The sequence below is a fragment of the Photobacterium sp. J15 genome (assembly GCF_963870815.1).
Lineage (GTDB): Bacteria > Pseudomonadota > Gammaproteobacteria > Enterobacterales > Vibrionaceae > Photobacterium > Photobacterium marinum.
Genome location: NZ_CAWMUI010000001.1, coordinates 3,306,586 through 3,328,552 on the forward strand (window position 1 = coordinate 3,306,586; position 21,967 = coordinate 3,328,552).

At 48.3% G+C, this 21,967-nt stretch carries 17 protein-coding genes and 2 tRNA genes; 10 read left to right on the forward strand and 9 right to left on the reverse strand.

Annotated features, from left to right (window positions below; genetic code table 11):
• Positions 1–772 precede the first annotated feature (772 nt).
• The 7 genes from AACQ93_RS14765 (at position 773) to AACQ93_RS14795 (ending at position 11,695) form a co-directional block, all read left to right on the forward strand.
• Positions 773–1,594 (forward strand): hypothetical protein, encoded by an 822-nt coding sequence (locus AACQ93_RS14765; RefSeq protein WP_064605907.1) that lies wholly within the window; start codon positions 773–775, stop codon positions 1,592–1,594.
• 26 nt (positions 1,595–1,620) lie between these two features.
• Entirely contained in the window at positions 1,621–5,496 is a 3,876-nt protein-coding gene (locus tag AACQ93_RS14770; protein ID WP_232323320.1) for a zinc-dependent metalloprotease, read from the forward strand.
• Between the two features lie 245 nt (positions 5,497–5,741).
• On the forward strand, positions 5,742–6,761 hold the full coding sequence (locus tag AACQ93_RS14775; RefSeq protein ID WP_064605908.1) for an ABC transporter permease subunit: 1,020 nt from the start codon (positions 5,742–5,744) through the stop codon (positions 6,759–6,761).
• A gap of 3 nt (positions 6,762–6,764) precedes the next feature.
• The gene (locus AACQ93_RS14780) at positions 6,765–7,808 is read left to right on the forward strand and encodes an ABC transporter permease (protein ID WP_064605909.1); all 1,044 of its coding nucleotides are present in this window, start codon (positions 6,765–6,767) and stop codon (positions 7,806–7,808) included.
• 100 nt (positions 7,809–7,908) lie between these two features.
• Entirely contained in the window at positions 7,909–9,717 is a 1,809-nt protein-coding gene (locus AACQ93_RS14785; protein ID WP_064605910.1) for an extracellular solute-binding protein, read from the forward strand.
• Between the two features lie 15 nt (positions 9,718–9,732).
• Positions 9,733–10,731 (forward strand): ABC transporter ATP-binding protein, encoded by a 999-nt coding sequence (locus AACQ93_RS14790; protein WP_064605911.1) that lies wholly within the window; start codon positions 9,733–9,735, stop codon positions 10,729–10,731.
• Positions 10,724–11,695 (forward strand): ABC transporter ATP-binding protein, encoded by a 972-nt coding sequence (locus tag AACQ93_RS14795; RefSeq protein WP_064605912.1) that lies wholly within the window; start codon positions 10,724–10,726, stop codon positions 11,693–11,695. Before AACQ93_RS14790 ends, AACQ93_RS14795 begins: the two co-directional genes overlap by 8 nt.
• 34 nt (positions 11,696–11,729) lie before the next feature.
• Here AACQ93_RS14795 and AACQ93_RS14800 read toward each other — a convergent pair whose 3' ends face one another.
• The 7 genes from AACQ93_RS14800 to AACQ93_RS14830 all read right to left on the reverse strand — a co-directional run bounded on the left by AACQ93_RS14800 (position 11,730) and on the right by AACQ93_RS14830 (position 16,757).
• A complete protein-coding gene (locus AACQ93_RS14800; RefSeq protein WP_064605913.1) occupies positions 11,730–12,530 on the reverse strand; it encodes a helix-turn-helix domain-containing protein in 801 nt (266 codons plus the stop codon).
• Between the two features lie 224 nt (positions 12,531–12,754).
• Positions 12,755–12,839: transfer RNA gene (locus tag AACQ93_RS14805), tRNA-Leu, on the reverse strand.
• A 79-nt stretch (positions 12,840–12,918) separates the two neighbouring features.
• Positions 12,919–14,634 (reverse strand): AMP-binding protein, encoded by a 1,716-nt coding sequence (locus tag AACQ93_RS14810; protein WP_064605914.1) that lies wholly within the window; start codon positions 14,632–14,634, stop codon positions 12,919–12,921.
• 26 nt (positions 14,635–14,660) lie between these two features.
• Positions 14,661–15,794 (reverse strand): Glu/Leu/Phe/Val family dehydrogenase, encoded by a 1,134-nt coding sequence (locus tag AACQ93_RS14815; RefSeq protein WP_064606742.1) that lies wholly within the window; start codon positions 15,792–15,794, stop codon positions 14,661–14,663.
• A 182-nt stretch (positions 15,795–15,976) separates the two neighbouring features.
• Positions 15,977–16,061, reverse strand: a tRNA-Leu gene (locus tag AACQ93_RS14820).
• 139 nt (positions 16,062–16,200) lie between these two features.
• Positions 16,201–16,548: a hypothetical protein gene (locus AACQ93_RS14825; protein WP_064605915.1), complete on the reverse strand. Its 348-nt coding sequence runs from the start codon at positions 16,546–16,548 to the stop codon at positions 16,201–16,203.
• 2 nt (positions 16,549–16,550) lie between these two features.
• Complete coding sequence (locus AACQ93_RS14830; protein WP_007467724.1) at positions 16,551–16,757, reverse strand: hypothetical protein; 207 nt, start codon at positions 16,755–16,757, stop codon at positions 16,551–16,553.
• Between the two features lie 216 nt (positions 16,758–16,973).
• Between AACQ93_RS14830 and AACQ93_RS14835 the strand changes: the two genes are divergently transcribed.
• Positions 16,974–17,468, forward strand: coding sequence for an RDD family protein (locus AACQ93_RS14835; RefSeq protein ID WP_064605916.1), 495 nt, complete (start codon positions 16,974–16,976; stop codon positions 17,466–17,468).
• A 107-nt stretch (positions 17,469–17,575) separates the two neighbouring features.
• On the opposite strand, the gene lptG is transcribed toward AACQ93_RS14835, so the two are convergent.
• Together lptG and lptF are read right to left on the reverse strand one after the other, a co-directional pair.
• Entirely contained in the window at positions 17,576–18,646 is a 1,071-nt protein-coding gene (lptG, locus tag AACQ93_RS14840; RefSeq protein WP_064605917.1) for an LPS export ABC transporter permease LptG, read from the reverse strand.
• Positions 18,647–19,747, reverse strand: a complete 1,101-nt coding sequence (lptF, locus tag AACQ93_RS14845; protein WP_064605918.1) for an LPS export ABC transporter permease LptF — start codon at positions 19,745–19,747, stop codon at positions 18,647–18,649.
• 194 nt (positions 19,748–19,941) lie between these two features.
• On the opposite strand from lptF, the gene pepA reads away from it, so the two are divergent.
• Together pepA and AACQ93_RS14855 are read left to right on the forward strand one after the other, a co-directional pair.
• Complete coding sequence (pepA, locus tag AACQ93_RS14850; protein WP_064605919.1) at positions 19,942–21,450, forward strand: leucyl aminopeptidase; 1,509 nt, start codon at positions 19,942–19,944, stop codon at positions 21,448–21,450.
• Positions 21,451–21,504: 54 nt separating this feature from the next.
• Positions 21,505–21,957, forward strand: a complete 453-nt coding sequence (locus AACQ93_RS14855; RefSeq protein ID WP_064605920.1) for a DNA polymerase III subunit chi — start codon at positions 21,505–21,507, stop codon at positions 21,955–21,957.
• Positions 21,958–21,967 lie beyond the last annotated feature (10 nt).

The following is a 21,967-nucleotide window of genomic DNA, read 5'->3' on the forward strand; positions in this document are numbered from 1 at the left end:
TGAATACTGATTGTTCCAACCGAAGTTGAAACGAATTGACTGTGCCAAATAATAAGTAAACTTAGTATTTGTATTGGTCACTCAGCTCATTGATAAATCTTTTTGACTAATCATTTCACGAGTGCCCACACAGATTGCATGGTCAAATTGTTAAAGAACAATACCGTACGTTGCTGGCTTAAGCTGCCGTGCTCCGTGTCGGTGATGCGGCATTATAGAGACTTCGTTCAGCTTAGCAAGGGCTATTTTTAAAAATTCTCAGCAAAACGAACCAACCGAACAAAAAGCAAGCAACGAGAGGTGTTTTAGGTGTTTTTTAGCGCGGCACACATAAACCAACCGCAATATTTCATGCCAAAAGCAAAGCACAGCTCCACATGATTCGTTTTTTGATTTTCTTACTCTAAACAAATAAGCGGAAACTACACTTCACTGGCAAATTACCACGTCGAGCCCCAGCCGAAGCAGGCACTCAATATTTAACTCGGAATATCTCAGACTAGTTAGCGATTGGTTCTGAAAAGAGTCTCCTAGACACAATCCAATCCTGAAGATTTTTATTTCAGTGAAATTCCATGAAATTTAGTGGTCAGACCTCGGTTTCATTATTCAGTACCCGGCGAATAAGCTGGTGATACTTTTTTAATAGCGATTTCTTGCGTTACGCATGTCGATTAGTATTTCTGCCCTCTAATCATAATAAAGAAACACAACTTTCATTCGGCCATATGGAGCGCCGCAATGAATACATTTACAGGGAACAGAGCAACTCATGAAGTACAACCTGGCAATCTATGCCATGGTACCTGCTTTGCTATCGACAGGGATTTATGCAGAAGAGCAAGTTCAGCAGCATCCTTCCACGACAAAAAAGTGGGGGGCATCAATTGGAATTGACTACAGCAGAAATGCCTATGACAGTAACAGTTATCTGGCAGACCGTAATCTTGCGGCATCCGCAACAATCACTTACAACCTGAGTGAGAATACCAAATTTTCCGCACTCATCTCCGGACATCACAGCTACGACGGTGAGAAGGGAGATTATTGGGATGATATCTGGCTCACCGCCACACAAAATAACCTCTGGGCTCCAACTGACTCTATTTCGATGTCAGTAGGTGGTCGTGTTCTTATTCCGGTATCCGACACATCAATTAAAAACGATCTGCAAACAGCCATTCGTGGTGATATCAAGTTTTCCCTTACTTTGGATAGCCTGCTACCGGGACTGTCAATCAGTGACTCGGTTCGTCTACAAAAGAACTTCCATCAATACACCACAGCCGGGGGCCATCCGTTAGAAGAATATCGCCTTAGCAACCTATTTGCTGTCGATTACTCCGCGGAACAATGGTTCTTCAGCACCAATTTCGTCAGCTCTAAATCCTGGAGCTATCGCGACACTAGCTATTCACCCAAGCTGACGCACTCTGCCGAAATCGGATATCTGTTCACCGATGAGTTCAGTGTGGCAATCGGCATGACAAACAGTGCGACTTACTACGACCCAGACAGAGGGCCGAATCCACTCAATAACTTGTTTGATCTGGAAAAGCCGACTTACTACATCACCCTTAATTACGACCTGTAATCAAATAATAAAAAGGTAAACACAACATGTATAAGAAATTAGCTATTGCAGCCATGGTGAGCATTGCGCTCTATGGCTGTGGTGCAGACGAGCGAAGTTATGACACCTTGCCTCGGGCTGAGGAACAAATCACGAAAAAATCACTTGATACTGATTCACTTTGGTTATACATGCCATCAACGGGGGCAACACCACGCTATGCCGTCACCCAGCGTGGTTTCTTCCAGGGCACTCCGAAGCTGGTCAAGATGCGTTTTGACAAACATAACGGTATTGTGGCTGAAGAAGTTGATCGGGATACGATAGAGCCAGGTAAAGATAGCCGCTACGCCGATGTCATCAACCAAGCTCCAGTATTAAAGATTCCGGGCACTTTCCAACAATACCGCTGTGCTGAAGATGACTATGATGAGTGTACAAACAAGGAAGAGCTGAACGATGATGCAGATCTGAACTGGGAAGACACCACCTACTTCACACCAGACTATGCCGCCATTAAATCCCTTGCAGTAGATACCGTCGATGCCTGGTGGACAGCTGACAATGTAGAAGAAACAGCAGAGCCTCGTGTAACTCACTGGGAATATGATGACAAAAAAGGTGTTATCAATGTTGAGGTTGAGCGAACCTTTACAGCCAGCCCGGAAGACTCCTACCAGTTTGGTAATAGCCTGGAAGACCTATCTTTCAAAACCCGCTTTTTCTATTCCCTGGTTAAATTAGACAAACTGGCAACGCCTGATTATCAGATCGTTCAAGCACCGGGCCGGGACTCATTACGTTTTGGCTTCTTTAATGTAGAAAAAAGCCAGCGTTCATTAACCGGAGAGTCTGGTCTGCAAGGCCAGAGCTTCAATTTACTCAAGCGATTCAACCCGAATGCTCCCATTGAGTACTACTTGAGTGACAGCTACTTCAAAAAAGATAACAAGCTTTACCTGGATGTCACGCTGGAAACAATTCAGGAGATTAACAAAACACTGGAAGGAACCGGTGTTCCAACCATCCGAATTGTAAACAAGAGCCAGCCTGCCGGTGTTCATACCGGGGATCTGCGCTATAACGTACTGAACCTAATTACAGATCCAGTAGATAACGGCCTGCTAGGCTATGGGCCTTCCGCTTCAAACCCGCTTACTGGCGAGATCGTACATGCTCATGTTAATCAATATGCCGGAGTTATCCGCTCTACCACACGACGGATGTGGAATGAGTTGGTGATGCGCTATAACCGGGAAGAAATTGAGCGTCCAACTCAGTTTATTCCTCAAACTCAGCCAACTGAAAACAATTCTGACAGCACTGCAAATCCAGTTACCAATGATGCCGGCAGCTCACTGGTAGCCAACACGTATAATTTGGCTACAGCTACGAATACGCCACTAGTTAAGTCTGAGCCTCGCTTCATCAATGGTATTCCACACTGGCTGACGCCAGCAGAGCAAGAAGCAGATACGTTAAGCAAAACTACAGCCAACTACCAAAAGCAACTCAATAAAATGGCCGAGCAGAATATGTATGCGGCTGAATTTATGTGGGTCAGCACTAAATCGAAAGGCTTGATCAAAGGTATCGACTACCTGAGCGGTGGTTACTTTGATAACGAGGGCCTGGATCCCCAAAGCCAGGACTATACAGCTAAAGCCAACAAGAAGCTGAAATCGTGGGATGGCCTAAGCAAAAGCCAACAGCAGGAAGTCAGTGATGCCATCACTACGCACATGTTCAAATCAACGCTGGTGCATGAGCTTGGCCATAACCTTGGCCTTCGCCATAATTTCATGGGTTCAGTGGATAAAGCCAACTTCTACCAGCAGGACGAAATCAATGCTCTGGGCTACGATAAGGCTCCTGCTTACAGTTCTGTCATGGACTACGGCGCATCAATTTTTGATGAACTTCCTACATACGGTAAATATGATATCGCCGCACTACGGTATGGTTACGGGCGAAAAGTAGAAACACTCCAGCAAGATGACATCAATGGCCAAACCTCAAACATGGTTAGCCTGACCTCGTACGATGAAGCGTTGAAAGCCAACTATAACGCCTATCCGCGAGGTATTCTGGATGAACTGGAGAAACGCCTCAACACTGATTCATCTGGTGCCAAGCTTAAAAAATACGACTTCTGTACTGACGGAAATGTTATTAGTCAGACCACCTGCAACCGTTTCGATGAAGGAACCAATGTTCTGGAGTTAACCCAGTTTAGGATTCAGAAATACTGGGATAATTATGAACTGGTTAACCGCCGTGATAACCGGGAAAAATTCTATGACTACAATCTTCACAATTATTCAATACACCGCATACACCAATTTTCTCTGATCCGGGATGTTATTGAAGACTTAGGCAGATACGACAACCTGATTGCCATGGTCAACAACACCGCAGGAGAAAACAGCTATGGTAGCAATGTTTCTGAATACTACACTCGGTCTTGTACTCCGGCTTATAAGCGTAAGTCATTAAATGCCATTCAGAAAAATATTTGTGACACCTATGATGCAAGCTTACTGGCAGCAAACTTCTTCATCCAAATCCTGGAGACTCCGGATAAAGTTTGTGAAGTTAAAGTGGAAATAGAAGGCAGTGACCCGAGCTATAAATTTATCTCGCTTTCCAATTTGTGGCTTCGATACCAGGGCGCAATTCAACATAAAACAGATTTACCGCGCTCTTGCTTTGATCCTGAGCTAACAGCTGAAATGGAAAAAGGCTTTCAAAAAATCACCGTACTGTCAGAGACCCGGGATGGTCGTTCTCTGGATAATATGCGGGCTAACAACCCATACCAAAACACCCACAGTGCCGTTGACCTTCTTGGCGTATGGCCGGATAAACTACTGGCAGCGCAATTGCTGGTCAAACGTAATGGCTACTACTCCAGCAGCAATGATAAATCCAATATGGCCCTGATCGATATTTCCAGCACCCAGAGTGGTACTCAAGGTACACCACAGAAACTTAAAACTTATCTGGGCTATTTAGGTTTCGGTATGGATTCATTCCGCGATCCGATTTTTGTCGATAAAGACGGTACACGAAAAGAAACCATGAAGCGTTATATCCCTGATATCAAACGCGCCATTGATGTGCCAGGATATCTTGCCGGTTTGAAATGGTACTTCCAGCTTTCTCAAGAGACTGTTACGCCGCTGTACTCAGCATTACTTCATAACCTTGTTGCATTCGGTTGGGGGGAGGAATACGGCCTGTCTGACAGCTCTAAAGATTTAATCGATGACATTACGCTGACTCAGCCAAGTATGGGAAGTGATGAAAAAGACAGCTTCCGCTTTAGCTGGAAGGCCCGTAATTACCTGATTACCCGTCGTAATGGCATGGCTAAGCATATGGCAGAAAAAGCCCTGCTTATCAATGGAAAAGAGGTTGAACTGGCAAAACTAGAAAAGGCTAATCCACGAACTAAACGTAACCTGGATACAAAAGGACTAAGGAGCCTTAAAGATCTTCAGTTGGTTATGTTGCGAGACCCGGCCGCAATTGAAGAACTAAAAGATGCCTCACACTTCGAGTCTCTTTTCAGAGGGAAAGGTTTCCCAGTAATTACCGAACCAGCCAAGTTTACTTTTAATAAAGCAAATGACTGTTATTCACCGGCAACCGATGACAGTCGCTGCCATAAAAAAGAAACCTTACATGCTGCCTGGGATGCCATTCGTGTCTACAAGGATATAGACCCTGACTACTTGCAGACCTTGTTGGATAATGCGAAAAGTTACGCGTCATATATTGAGCAGGAAATAAAAGAGATTCCGGAAGATGCAGCCATTTATGACATCGACCCAGAAATAATCTGGCTATGGGATCGACGGGAATATATCCAGTACCGTTATGCGCTTGAGCAAATTCCGGTTCTTCCGACTTATTACTAAATAACCAAACCAAGCCGGGTATCTCTGATATCCGGCTTTTCATCTCATCCAATGGTACGAAACAACCCATATCATAATATTCTGCAACTATTCACTTGAGTTGCATAACCCATTGATTATGATGACTAACTGGCCTGAGTTCACAATAACAGTGAAAACAGAGCCGGTACACGGATGAAAAACGGTACGGATTCGCAGAATCCGATAACCGGAAAGCTTGAATATAGGATGTTAAGGAGTAAGCCTTGTTTGCCTACTTTAGCCGACGATTGCTACTGATAATTCCCACCTTTATTGGTGTTACCCTGCTTGTCTTCGCCCTGACCCGGTTTGTTCCCGGCGGCCCGGTTGAACGAATGATTGCTCAGATGCAATCTCAGTCGATGGAAAGCGGAGGCGGAAACCAGCAGGGTTCACAAACGCTGTCTGATGAGCAAATTGCCGAACTCAATGCCTTTTACGGTTTGGATAAACCGGTGTTCGAAGCCTACACCGAGTGGCTGGGTAAACTGGTGCAACTCGATTTAGGTGAATCCACCCGTTACTACGAGCCAGTGTGGGGGATGATAAAAGAACGACTACCCGTATCCCTATTCTACGGCTTGCTGACTTTTCTGATCAGTTACCTGGTGTCAATTCCGCTCGGGATTCTCAAAGCGATGAAACACGGCTCCCGGTTCGATAATGTCAGCTCGGTAATGGTATTTATTGGTTATGCCCTGCCTAACTATGTTGTCGGAGTTTTTCTGATTTCTTTCTTTGCATTCCATCTTGACTGGTTCCCTATGGGCGACTTCGTCAGTGATGATTTTGACGACTTACTGTGGCCGGACAAAATTGTCGATCTGTTTTCTCATGCCATTCTGCCCCTGTTCTGCTACATCATCGGTGACTTCGCCATTCTCACCATGACGATGAAAAACAACCTGCTGGAAAACCTGGCAGCAGATTACGTCAAAACCGCAATAGCCAAAGGGCTGCCATTCCGTCAGGCTGTTCGTAAACATGCCCTGCGCAACAGCCTGATCCCGATTGCCAGCCATCTGGGAAATGTTGTCTCGGTATTTGTTGCCGGTTCATTCCTTATTGAAGTGGTGTTCAACATCGACGGCATCGGCTTGCTGGGATACGAATCTATCATTGAGCGCGACTACCCTGTCGTCATGGGGATCCTCGCCATGTCATCTCTGCTGTTGATGTTCGGCAACATCCTCTCGGATATGTGCGTTGCTATTGTCGACCCTCGGGTTAAATTCGGGAGCTAAACCATGCCGTTAAATCCACTAACCAAAAAGAAAATTAACCGCTTCCGTTCAATCAAGCGAAGCTATTATTCCTTTGTGCTTCTGACGACGCTGGTCCTGCTTTCCTGTGTCGCTGAGCTTCTCGTGAACAGCCGGGCTCTAATTGTTTCCTATGAAGGTAATCTGTACTTCCCTACCTACTCTGAAGTAAAAACCGGTGAGATGTTCGGTCTTAACTACGGCTACGAGGTTAATTACCGCGAGCTGAAAAAATACTTTGCCAAAGAAGGGGAAGGTAACTGGGTGCTAATGCCGGTTATCCCATGGAACCCTTACGAACAAGACTTCGATGGCATGAACTACCCGCCTAATCCGCCATCGCTAGAAAGTCAGCATTATCTGGGTACCGATGAGTCTGGCCGTGATGTACTTGCGCGCCTGATTTACGGTTTCCGGATCGCTATCTGGTTTGCCATGCTGACCCTGACACTTTGTTACACCATCGGAGTGCTGATCGGTTCGCTGATGGGTTACCTAGGAGGCAAATTCGACTTAGTGATGCAGCGAGTCATTGAGGTGTGGTCGATGGTGCCTTTCCTCTACGTCATTATGATTATGGTCTCCATTATCCAGCCAAGCTTTTTCCTGTTCGTTCTGATTAACGTTATGTTCGGCTGGATCAGCATCACCTGGTATATGAGAACCATGACCTATAAAGAAAAAGCCCGGGAATATGTTATGGCTGCCCGTGCTCAGGGGGCTGGGTTATGGCGAGTGATCATCAAACACATTCTGCCAAATACCATGGTAATGGTGATCACTCTGGCACCGTTTGGCATTGTTGCCAATATCACCACACTGACTGCCCTTGACTACCTAGGGCTGGGACTGATGCCACCGACCCCGAGCTGGGGCGACCTGCTGCAGCAGGGCAAATCAAATCTTGATGCTTACTGGATCATCGGCTCAGTTGTCTTCGCAATTGTTTCGGTACTGACAATGGTGACCTTCATCGGCGAAGGGATCCGTGAGGCATTCGATCCGAAAAAATACACCCGGTATATCTGATACCAGAGCCACACTAAGCTCATGACAAATAACAGTTCATGCAAACAACATTAAAACGGTAGCAAGGCCGCCACCGATAACAAAAATGTATGGAGTAACAATGAGACAATTCCTTATGGCCTCTCTGCTTGCAGCCCTTACAGTGCTGTTTCAGAGCGGAGGACTGGCAGCAGAGCTCCCATCGGGACTTAACTGGATTTCCAATCAGGAACAGCCGCTGTTTGCCGACATCAGAGCCAAGCCCGGCGGCACCTACCGGCTGCATATTTCAAGCTTTCCGCTGACACTGCGTACCATCGGCCCCGACTCTAACGGCAGCTTCAGAGCCTTCTTGCTTGACGGCAACCCGACTCTGCTTCAACAGCAGCCGAACACTCGACAATTTCTGCCTGCAATCGCTAAGCAGTGGGCCTTTGGTGACGACCACAAAACCCTCTACTTTCGTTTGGATGAAAATGCACGCTGGACTGACGGTGAACCAATCACCAGCCAGGATTTTGTCTTTGTGTTCGACTACATGAGAAGCGAGCATGCCAAGGCCCCATGGTACAAAGATTACTTCACCAACAAGGTGGCAGGGATCACTGTCTATGACAAATATACCTTTGCCCTCCATTCTGCCGATCAACTGGCTGACGATGAGCTGCTCATGCGGCTAAACATCATGCCTAAACCGGCTCACTTCTATCCGGGCGGACAACTTCCGAAAGATTTCATTCGTCGCTATAACTGGAAAGCAGAACCCACTACCGGACCATACAAAGTGGGAAAAATCCGCAAAGGCCGAGCTGTTCATCTGGTAAAAGTCGACAACTGGTGGGGTTATACCAACCGCTACTACCAGCACCGTTATAATGTCGACAAGATCATTATCAAGGTGATCCGGGATACCGATATTGCCCTTAAGTATTTCGAGCGCGGCAAGCTGGATGCGTATTACATGGTCTTCCCGTCTCTATGGCACAACAAAGCCAAAGGGCCGCTTTATGATAAAGGCTACATCCAGAAGTCATGGTTTTATAATAAATCCCCTCAGGGGGCAGCCGGTGTATGGCTGAACCTCCAGGCTCCGCTGATGGATAACGCCAATATCCGTCACGGTATTGCCCACTCACTGAATGTTGAGAAAATGATTGATGTTGCCCTGCGCGGGGATTATGTCCACCAGCAAAGTTTCGGCTCAGGTTATGGCGACTACGATAATCCGGATATAAAAGCCAAAGCATTTGATCCGGCACTGGCCACTGATTATTTCAAAAAAGCCGGATTCAGCCGCTTAGACAGCGACGGTACCCGCATCAACGACAAAGGCGAACGCCTAGCCATCACTCTTACCTATCTGACAAAGATGCACACAGCGCGGGTAGTGGTGCTGAAAGAGGAAGCAAAAAAAGCCGGTCTGAACATTGAGCTTAAACTGGTTGACGGTGCAACAGGCTTTAAGTCCCTGCTGGAGAAAAAACATCAGGCCGCATTTTTAGGCATGGGAACAGCCTCACTTCCAGTCTACTGGCAGTACTTCCATTCATCGAATGCGCATCCGCAAACCAATAACTTCACCAACTATGCCGATCCTGAGATGGACAAGTTGATTGAAGCTTATGACACCGAATTCGATGTCAGTAAAAAAGCTGGGATCTCACGACAAATCCAGCAGAAAATCGCTGACTGCGACTGTGTAATTCCAACCTATTCTGTGCCGTTTTCCCGCGGCGCCCACTGGCGTTATGTCAAGCTGCCGCAAGGTCTGGGTACCGAATTGTCCCGTGACATCCTTGACGCCAGTAAGATGGAATATGGCCTGTTTTGGATCGACCTTGAAGAGAAAAGAGCCACGAAGGAAGCACTGGATGATGACAAGTCCTTTGAATCTGTCACCGTCATCGACAAACGTTTTATCCAGGGATGAGGAAGACGCCGGACAATGAGTAATACAGAAAACAATATCCTGACCATTAAGGATCTGGAAACCACCTTCTCTACTGACGAAGGAGAAATCAAAGTGCTGGACGGCGTCTCATTCAGTGTCGCCAAAGGCAAAACCATAGGAGTGGTCGGGGAATCAGGCTGCGGAAAAAGTGTTACCGCCGCATCAATCATGGGGCTGCTACCCCGCCCTTACGGCAAAATCACCGGTGGCTCTATAACCTACAATGGCACTGATCTTGTCAGCATGGCACCAGAGGATCTCTACCAAACCCGCGGTGCCCGAATTTCAATGATTTTCCAGGATCCGATGACCGCCCTGAATCCAGTGCACTCTGTCGGCCGCCAACTCTGTGAAGTTTACGAACTGCATCGGCCGGAATTTTCCAAAGCTGAACGTAAACAGGCAGCCATTGATATGTTGCAGCGGGTCGGTATTCCAGCCGCAGAACAACGCTTCAACGTCTACCCGCATGAATTGTCAGGCGGAATGCGCCAGCGAGTTATGATTGCCATGGCACTTGCCTGCAAACCAGACATCCTCATCGCCGATGAACCAACCACGGCTCTGGATGTAACCGTCCAGGCCCAAATCCTTGAGCTGATGCGTTCCATCCAGGAAGAAAACAACATGGCCATCATCTTCATTACCCACGATTTGGGCGTTGTCGCCGAAATGTGTGATGACGTGGTAGTGATGTACGCCGGGCGAGTGGTAGAACACGCAGATGTTTTCACCCTGTTTGAATCACCGAAACATCCTTATACCCAGGGGCTGCTACGCTCTATTCCGCGTATCGAAGGCAAACCTAAAACCAAACTGGATACTATTCCGGGCTCCGTTCCGCATCTTAAAGAAATGCCTTCCGGCTGCCGGTTCCGTAACCGCTGCCACTACCAAACAGAACGTTGCGGCGACACCGTGCCGCAACCTCAAACGGTATCACCGATGCACTACGTCAGCTGCCTGATGATGGATGAGGTTAACCATGCCTGAAACGATTCTTAAATTAGTCGATTTGAAACAGCACTATGTCTTGCGTGGCTCACTGTTTCGTAAACCCAAGTATGTCTATGCTGTTGACGGCGTATCCTTCGAAGTCAAAGCCGGTCAAACTCTGGGGCTGGTCGGAGAATCCGGCTGCGGTAAAAGTTCGGTCGGACGAACCCTACTCAAACTTCATGAACCGACAGCCGGACAGATCATCTACAACGGGCAGGACATCACCGACCTGAGTCCATCGGAAATGGTATCCCTGCGTAAAGAGATGCAAATCATCTTTCAGGATCCGATGGAAAGCCTTAACAGTCGCCATACCATAGGCACGATTCTCGCCGAACCTTATGAGATCCACGGTATTGGCCAGCCTGAAGAAAGAGAAATCTGGGTCAAAGAGTTACTACAGAAAGTCGGGCTGCCGGCATCGGCGGCAAACCGCTACCCGCATGAGTTTTCAGGCGGACAACGCCAGCGAATCGGCATCGCCCGGGCAATAGCACTAAACCCGAAACTGATCGTCTGTGACGAAGCAGTCTCCGCACTGGATGTTTCGGTACAGTCGCAAATCATCAATCTGCTGCTTGATCTCCAGAAACAGATGAACCTGGCTTTGATCTTCATCGCCCACGACTTGTCAGTCGTTCGACACATCTCGGACAGAATTGCAGTAATGTACCTGGGGCGCATTGTCGAAATCAGTGACACCGAAACCTTGTTCCGCAACCCGAAACACCCTTACACCAGAGCTCTGATTTCAGCGATCCCGATCCCGGATCCGCGTCAGCGCGGCAAGCGGATCATGCTGCAAGGCGATGTCCCATCACCGATGAATCCACCTCAAGGCTGCCATTTTGCTTCACGGTGTTCGCAAGCCAAAACGTTCTGCTCACAAACCTACCCTGCACTGGCTGAAAACGGTGAGCAACATCTGGTGGCGTGCCATCTGGCATCACCAGCCTGAAACTATTTAACCGAAAAGCTTATAAGGGGGTAGTTCATGCCCCCGCTTCTTCACACTGGGCGATAGCCGTTTTTATATCCTGCAGAAATGAATGGGGCAGTGAGCCAATACCATCAGAAAAAGCCAGCGGCTGATGTTGGGTAACAAACAACAGCACGTTACGAAGTAAGTCCTTATCCGTCGCATTATCCTGCATATTCTCACTGTGGTATTTCAATATTTCTTTAGCCAGCAGTTTATTTAGCTCTTCCAGTTGATCTTCTTTTAAGTACATACGAGAAAAGCCCATTCGTACACAATCTGGGTTATCCAGGGCCTGCTCTTTCAAGATGGTTTTGTACTTTAGGCTCAACTTAGAGTTTTCTGAAAAACGGTAATAAAAAGGGCCAACCAGCTGAATCTTGTTGTCTTCAGCCAGCTTTACCAACCCCAGCATTTCCAGGGCACGCAGATAAGCATAAGTCGAGGACTTATTCAGACCATATTTCTTGCGCATGAACTCATAACTGTCCTGCTGACGCAGGTGCCGAAGCTCACGGTAAAAGTCATATAACTGAGGAAACTGGTAGAAAATTTCGTCTTGGGTATGGCTGAAAAAACTATCATTATCGTGCTGAAGCTTTATCGCCAACTTCTGCAATTCCTCCAGTGTCGTCCCAACTTCATGGCAGTAATCCAGCAACTTCTCCAGAGTAATATTCGGGCTGTACAAATGGCGCTTAAATGTTGACAGAGGAACACCTAACCGATCGGAAAGCTCTTTATATGTCAGTCCCTTGGCTTTGATGATATTTCTCAGTGCCGCCAGTAGATACTCTGAATTTGCTGCGCGCATATAACCCTACTCCTTTATCGTTATTCTGCGTTGAGTTAATTGTTACCGGTAAGCGATGTGACACATTTGGCAGGCGTCAAAGCATTTACCCTTACAATAACCTACTGAATTACAATTGAAGTAGTCAATAACACTGAAGATAAAAGAGAGAATACTGACGAAAGAATCAGAGATGCCCAGATACAACAAAGCCCCAACCGAAGTTGAGGCTTTGCTATGGAATATGGTGCCCGAGGGCGGACTTGAACCGCCACTCCCGAAGGAAACGGATTTTGAATCCGTCGTGTCTACCAATTTCACCACTCGGGCAGGTGCTGAGTATTATACGAATATGAGATTGATATACAACAACTTTATCTAACCATTTCTGCTCAGCTCACTCATCATCTCATTTTGCTTTCTGCTGACTGAGCTTTTCCACTTCCTGCTCACGCATCCTGAATTTCTGCAGTTTTCCAGTCACTGTCATCGGAAAACTGTCGACAAAGCGAATATAAGCCGGAATTTTGAAATGAGTTAACTGCCCTTGGCAATAAGCACGAAGTTCACTGTCTGTCATTGCTTCTCCAGAATGAAGCTGGATCCAGGCCGCGACCTGCTCACCGTAATACTCATCAGGAACTCCGAACACAGCTACCTGCTGAATTTTCGGGTGAGCAAACAGGAACTCTTCAATTTCACGTGGGTAGATATTTTCCCCGCCACGAATGATCATCTCCTTCATCCGCCCGGTGATCTTCACATACCCATCTGCATCCATGGTACCCAGATCGCCCGAGTGCAACCAACCGTACTCATCAATTGCATCCCGGGTTCCCAACTCATTGCCATAATACTCCTGCATTATATGGTAACCGCGAAAGCACACCTCACCGACCACACCTAACGGCACCATAGCCCCGGTTTTGAGATCAACAATTTTAACTTCTTGGTGCGGCAGGTTTTTTCCGACGGTTTCGGTTCGCCGCTCCAGGCTGTCATCTCGGGAGGTTAAGTGTGTCAACGGTGAGGCCTCTGTTTCCCCATAACCGATCAGGATTTCCCGACAATGCATATCTTCCATCACCCGCATCATCAGCGGCGGCGGACAGGGCGCGCCAGCCATAATGCCTGTGCGCAGGGAACTCACGTCGTAGTCGGCAAAGTCAGGGTGTTCCAGCTCAGCAATAAACATGGTCGGTACCCCATGAACTGCGGTGCATTTTTCACTATCAATAGCTTTAAGTACCGCTTGCGGGTCAAAATGTTCCGCCGGGATCACGATGCAAGCCCCGACAGAAAAGCACAGCAAGTTTGCCAGCACCATACCAAAGCAGTGATAAAACGGTACGGGAACACACAGCCTGTCCTGCTCGGTAAAATGCATCGCCTTAGCAGAAAAATAAGCATTATTGAGGATGTTGTGATGGGTCAACACCACTGCTTTCGGGAACCCGGTAGTGCCAGAGGTATATTGAATATTAATCGGCTCGTCACAATCGAGACTGGTCGTCACCGCTTCAAGCGTCTGATCAGATACCGTTTCACCGGCCTTAATTATCTCTGTCCAAAGCGTAAAACCGGGGGCCGGCCTGGCTGTTTTTTCCGGTTCATCCGGATCGTACACCACCACAGCTCGTAAAAAAGGCAACGCCTGATTATTTAGCGGGGAGAGTGGCTCGCCGGATTGCAACTCAGGCAACAATGAGGTCAGCATCGTAATATAATCACTATCACGAAAAGACGGGATCACAAATAGTCCCTGCACTTCAGAACATTGCAGTGCGTATGCTAGCTCCCGCTGACGATAAGCCGGATTGATGTTGACCAACACGACACCAATACGGGCTGTGGCAATTTGCAACAACAGCCACTCCAGGTTATCCGTTGCCCAAACGCCGATCCGCTCTCCTTTCTTAAACCCTGCTCCCAGCAACCCTTTCGCCAGTGTTTTTACTTCCTTATCTAATATTCTGTAGGTCAGCCTTCGGTTTTGAGCAATAGCAACCACAGCTTCCTGTTCAGGGTAACGCCTGACGATATCGGCAAAATGCTCAGGAATAGTTTTCCCAAGCAACGGTTCCGTCCCCCCTCGGTGAAAATAGCTTTTTACTGCCCTAGCCATACAAGTTTCCCACTTTTAACATGAACTCAGAGGAAGTGAGGCGCCGTTGAAAACAACGAATAACGCCGGTAAGCCATCGCCTTTTGCAACCGCTCTTTGGCCAACGCTATCGCTGCTTCACGGGGGGAAATTGATTGTGTTTTTATCCGGCTGAGCACCTCTTCAGTATTTCGCCGAACCTTCTCACCGATAGCATCAAAAGCCGCAGACTGAGTCGCACCGTGATACTCCATTGATGCACAGATAACCCCACCAGCATTGGCGATAAAGTCAGGTAAACACAAGATTCCCTGCTGATGAAGATAAGCTTCGGCTTCTTTGGTGCAGGGAATATTCGCGCCCTGAATCACAGCCCTGGCATTGAGGCGCTGGACATTACCTTCATTAATTACATCCGGACGGGCTGCCGGGATCCAAAGGTCACATTCGAGCCCAATCAGATCATCCGCCGAAATCACTTTTGCATCTGGGTATTCTGTCACTGACTTCCCCTGCGATTTAAGTTCAATCAGAGCATCAACATCCAAACCATTATCATCGAGAATGGCTCCTCGGGAATCTGCCACGCCGACCAAAACGGCTCCTTTTTCTGTTAAAAAACGACTAGCATGCTTACCGACCGCACCAAACCCCTGCACTACAAACCGGGCCCCTTTGACTGGGAAACCATATTGTTCAGCAACCACATCAACAGCATGGCTCAGCCCCCAGCCTGTTGCTCCTAACTCATCAAGCGGAATGCCTCCCAGCTCGCGAGGCAGACCGACAACTCGCCCGACTTCATCCCGGATCCAGGCCATACACTCTTCATCCATGCCCATGTCAGGGGCAAATATATAACTTTCTTCATTGCGCAGCCCCTGACAGAACGCCCGAACAACTGCCTGCTTTTCCGCTTTCGGCATTTTTGGATCAGCACAAATCACCGCCTTTCCGCCACCGTGAGGCAGTCCGGCAGCCGCATTTTTGAAGGTCATCGCCCGTGCCAGCCGGAAACATTCGTCAATCGTGACATCCGGAGCCATCCGAATTCCACCGATGGAAGGCCCCATAGCCACATTATCAACAACCAAAACGGCCTTGAGAGAAAGAGAAGGCTCATACAGCTGAATCACCTTAAACGGCCCGAACTCATCTGCATATTTGAAACTTACGTCCATATCCATTCCCGCCAGTGACATTTGCTGTACTTATAAGGTAGCTACAAAAGCACAAAACGGAGGTGCAATATTAGGAATGGCTTGAATAAGGAAAGTATAAGGAAAGTATAAGGAGGGATTCTGAAAAACTGAGTTTCAGATACAACAAAGCCCCAACCGAAGTTGAGGCTTTGTCTTTAATCTGGTGCCCGAGGACGGACTTGAACCGTCACTCCCGAAGGAAACGGATTTTGAATCCGTCGTGTATACCAATTTCACCACTCGGGCAGATGCGGCTCATTATACGTATACCGATGAAGGGCGCAAGCCTTTATACGTTAACTCAGCAGTATTTCTGTTTGTTTGGCTTATATTTAGCCAGCAAGAGCCGAACAGACGTCTATATTGCTCATAATGCAGTAAAAAATCATCGGTAATAGCGCCGTAGCAGCCGAAAGCTGTTTTTCAGCCACATCCATTTTTGCTGTAATGAATAGTGATGGATCCACACTCGGGAAAATACCCCTTTCCTGCGCCGGATCTCTAACACAGTATCCGTCCCGACATTAATACGTATCACAGGGCAAAGTGTCGTCAGCAAAGACAAGGATGCCTGATGATCAATAAAACGTGGCATCCGGGCAATAGAACGGGCAGCCAAAGCCAGTGTGGAAATTTGCGTCAGGGTTAACGTGATCTCATTACCACAGGCTGACAGTTGGACTGACTCCCCATCCACCTCAATATCCATATCACCCGACAACAGCAACTCCATTATCAGTCTTCCAGATTACGTCCGCGGATGCTGATGCTACCATTGAACTTCCATATTGAGTGCTCCGGCTTATCGCCAGCACCGCTCGGCACACTGACTTCGACATTATTAAAGTCATACGTCAGCTCAGCATGACGTTCGGTCAGCTTGTCATATAGCGCACCGGCCAGATCTGGCCAATTGGTGGTGTTCTTGTTTTCTTCCGCCATGATTCATCTCCTCATCAAAGACAACAGAACAGATTCCTGAATAGATACCAGAACAAGAACCGATTCAGGCTTCTGACAATAAAGCATAGCCGCACCGGACTGAATTCTCGGCTTTTATCTGTCTCATTTCCGACAGAGTCGCCATTCACCTTAATTTATGAAGTTGCTACACTGCACCGATGCTGCTCGCTCTATAAATTTAACCTGGTGCTGAAAATGAAGAAGAGAAAACAACAGGACGTTAAACCGGCTAAACAATATCCGGGACTTTTCCGTCGCCTGGGAGCCTGGCTCTATGATTCACTGGTCATTGCTGCGGTTCTAATGCTGGCCGGTGGCGTGGCAATGGCTGTTGCCGCATTAATGCTCTATACCGGGCTGCTTGATCTTGGCAACTACCAGGATCTCAGCGCCTATATGACGCAGCATCCGGTTGTCGGCATGCTGTACACTGGCTACCTTGCCCTAGTGATCATTGGCTTCTTTGCCTATTTTTGGTGTAAAGGAGGCCAGACCCTGGGAATGCGGGCATGGAAACTGAGACTGCAAAACAAAGACGGCTCGAATATCCGCCTGACCCAAGCACTGATCCGCATGGGGTCATCAGCATTCGGACTGGGCAACCTGATTGCGCCGTTCAGTAAAGAAAAGCAATCTTTTCAGGATCTGATGGCAGAGTGTGAAATGATCGTCCTGCCAAAAGTAAACTGATTCAAAACTCATTGCAGGCCGCCTTGCCCAGAATGCAAATCCAACCTAAAAATCAGATATAAAAAAGAAGGAGCCTGATGGCTCCTTCTTTATTTCTTCAGTATGTTTTACAGCTTACGTCTGAGCAGGTAAATCGTAATAAACAGGAAGACCATACTCGGCCCAATTGCACCGATGATAGGGTGTAGACGGTAAACAATACTCATCGGCCCGAAGACTTCATTGGAGATATAAAAGGCAAAGCCGAAAATCACCCCGGACAGTACCCTCGCCCCCATCGTCACCGAACGCAACGGTCCAAATACGAACGACAATGCCAGCAGCATCATTACAGCAATCGACACCGGTTGCAGTGCTTTACGCCAGAATGCCAGCTCATAACGGGACGCGTCCTGTTTCGACTCTTTCAGATAAGTCACGTAATCATAAACACCAGACAAAGCCAGCTCTTCCGGCTTCACCGTCACCACAGCCAGCTTATCCGGCGTCAGTGTTGTCTTCCACGGTAGCGTGTCGTATTCGGTATTGGTCTGCTTGATATCAGAGAATTCCGTTATCGTCACATCTTCCAGCAACCAGCCATCCTGCTCACGGAATTCAGCTGCCTTAGCGAAAACGGTATGGGTCAGTCTGTCCTTATCATCAAACTGCCAGACATTGACCGCATCAAGCTTATTTTGCTCATGCACCCGACCGATATAGATAAAATCATTACCGTCTTTCGCCCAGACCCCACGCTGAACTGATAGCATACTACCGCCGGATGTCCACAACGCACGCAGTTCACGCGCCGCTTTCTGCGCTTCCGGCGCGCCCCACTGGCCAAGCACCATCACCACCAGCATCAGCGGAACAGCCGTCTTCAAGACTGACAAGCCAATATCCAGCTTAGAAAAACCAGCGGCTTGCATTACCACCAGCTCAGAGCTGGAGGCCAGGGTTCCCAGACCGATCAGGGCACCAAGCAATACCGCCATCGGGAAAAACATCTCGATATCACGGGGAATACTCAGCAGAACATATGCCAAAGCCTTCCACAAATCATAAGTACCGTCGCCGACTTTACGTAGCTGCTCTACATATTTGATGATGGCCGACAACCCAACCAGCGTAGACAACGTCAGCGTTGTGGTCGCAATAATCGTTCGGCCAATGTACAAATCCAGAATCTTAAACATCTAGCCGCGTCTCCGTAATTTCTCTCTCAATTGCCTTACCGGCATGGTCTCCCAGGAATTCAGCCCAACAGCAACCAGGAACACAAGCAGGTTAATCGACCACAAGCCGATATATGGATGCAGGTTGCCATCTTCGATTGCAGATTTACCGGCACTGATCGACAGGAAATAAGCCAGATAAATCAGAATCGCCGGGAACAGTTTTGCAAAACGTCCCTGACGCGGGTTCACCGCAGACAGCGGCACTACGACCATAGTCAGCAAAGGAATACACAGAAACAGCGACACTCGCCACTGGAATTCAGCCTTAGCTGCCACTTCCGGACGCTTCATCAGATCCAGAGTCGGCAGGGCATCCCAGTCACGGCTCTTCTGCCGCACCTCTCGCTGACCGATCAGTGCCTGATAATCTTCAAAGTCTGTAATCGAATAGTCCAGACGGGTCGGGATCCCTTCATAACGGGTACCACTTTTCAGATCCAGGATCTGACGACCATCTTCTAGCTGACTGACATAACCGCGATCTGACACCATCACACTCGGGCGCAAGGCATCACGGGCTGTCACCTGAGCGACAAACACCTTATGTAAACGGGTACCGCTTTCGGTAATGTCATCAACGAAAACCACCCCTTTACCGTCCGGTGCAGCCTGGAACTGGCCTTTAACCAGCAGCTCAAGACCAGAGTCAGCCTCAACCTGCTCCATCACCCGGGTTTCCTGCTCCACACTCCACGGCGCTAACCACAGAGAGTTGAACGCTGCGAATGAACCTGTGATCACCGCCAGCCACAATGCAGCCTGAATCAAGAACTTATTACCGATGCCAGTTGCATTCATCACGGTGATTTCACTTTCAGCGTATAAACGGCCGAAAGTTAACAAAATCCCGATGTAAAGACTCAGTGGCAACATCAGTAATGCCATAGACGGCATGTACAGCCCCATTAAAGTCAGGATCAGATCGCTGGGGATCGAACCTTCAGTGGCTGAGGCCAGAATACGGATGAATTTCTGGCTGATAAAGACAAGAAAAAGCACAAAAAGCACCGCAAATTGGCTCTTCAATGTCTCACGCGTCAAATACCGAACAATAATCACGCTTTAAATACCCATAGAAAACTTGTTTTTTTGCAGGAATCACTATAATTTTTCGGTTAATCAGTTATTTTTTAATCTTTCGGCTAATTGTTAACCTGCACTTTAAATCCTATACCGAAACAGCGGTCCGGCAAGCAAGTGCGGTATTATCCAACATTTAGCTTTAATTGTCTTTATAGGATGTAGGAGTACGCATGGAGTTCAGTGTAAAAAGTGGTAGCCCCGAGAAACAGCGCAGTGCCTGTATCGTCGTCGGCGTCTTCGAACCACGTCGCCTCTCTCCAATTGCCGAACAACTCGACAAGATTAGCGATGGCTATATCAGTTCCCTACTGCGCCGCGGTGATCTGGAAGGTAAACCAGGCCAGATGCTGCTTCTTCACCATGTGCCAAACGTATTATCAGAGCGTGTTCTTCTCGTTGGCTGTGGTAAAGAGCGTGAACTGGACGAGCGTCAGTATAAGCAAATCATCAGGAAGACTATCAGCACCCTGAATGAAACAGGTTCAATGGAAGCCGTCTGCTTCCTGACTGAACTGCATGTGAAGAGCCGCGATACTTACTGGAAAGTACGCCAGGCAGTCGAAACAACCAAAGACAGCCTGTATACCTTCAATCAGTTCAAGAGCAACAAACCGGAAACCCGTCGTCCGCTGCGCAAGCTGGTATTCAATGTACCGACTCGCCGTGAACTGTCTCTGGGTGAGCGCGCAATCACTCATGGTCTGGCGGTCGCATCAGGCGTTAAAGCAGGTAAAGACCTGGGCAACATGCCACCAAACGTAGCTAACCCGGCTTACCTGGCTTCTCAGGCCCGTCGCCTGGCTGACGATTTCGACACTATCACCACCAAGATCATCGGCGAGCAGGAAATGCAGGAACTGGGCATGACCTCTTACCTTGCTGTTGGCCAGGGCTCGAAAAACGAGGCCATGATGTCGGTGATGGAATATAAAGGTAACCCTGATCCGGAAGCCAAGCCAATTGTGCTGGTTGGTAAGGGCCTGACATTCGATTCAGGCGGCCTGTCTATCAAACCATCGGCTAAGATGGATGAGATGAAGTATGACATGTGCGGTGCAGCGACAGTATTCGGTGCAATGAAAGCACTGGCTAAGCTGAACCTGCCGATTAATGTTGTCGGTGTTCTGGCTGGCTGTGAGAATATGCCAGGCGGCGGTGCTTACCGTCCGGGTGATATCCTGACAACCATGTCCGGTCAGACAGTTGAAGTGCTTAACACTGATGCTGAAGGTCGTCTGGTTCTTTGTGATGCTCTGACTTATGTTGAGCGTTTCGAGCCGGAATGTGTTGTTGACGTAGCAACCCTGACCGGTGCCTGCGTGATGGCACTGGGTAACCACATCAGCGGCCTGATTGCTAACCATAATCCGCTGGCACATGAACTGGTCAACGCATCAGAACAAGCCGGTGACCGCGCATGGCGCCTGCCGATGACAGACGAATACCAGGAACAGCTTCACAGCCCGTTTGCTGATATTGCAAACCTGGGTACACCGGGTGCCGGCACAATTACTGCTGGTTGCTTCTTGTCCCGCTTTGCTAAGAAATACAACTGGGCACACCTGGACATCGCAGGTACAGCCTGGGTCGGCGGCAAGGATAAGAGTGCGACAGGCCGTCCTGTCCCGCTGCTGGTCCAATTCCTGCTGAACCGAGCCGGCCAAGAGAACGTCGAATAAGACGAAACACTAAAGAGGGCCGGATGGCCCTCTTATCATATAGAGACCCCACTGATGACTCATGCTACTTTTTATATTATCGATGAGAAGCATATTGAGGCTGATAATGACTATCTGCTTCATTTTGCCTGTCATCAGGCAGCAATGAGTTACAGGCAAGGCAGCAAAGTATACCTACTGGCTGAGAGCAAAGTTCAGGCAGAACAAATAGATGAATACCTTTGGCAGCAGGATCCCGACAACTTCGTGCCGCACAACCTTATCGGTGAAGGCCCCCGCGGGGGAGCGCCGGTCGAGGTGGGCTGGCCGGGTTTAAGGCACAGCGGCCACCGGGGGGTATTGATAAATTTGAGCTATGAAGCACCAAATTTTGCCGTAACCTTCTCACAAGTGGTAGACTTCGTTCCTTGCGACGAAAAACTCAAGCAGCAGGCACGAGAACGCTACAAGGCCTATCGCCTTGCCGGCATTCAGTTACAAACCGCCGCTGCCCCTGAGACGCCCTAATTCCACATAG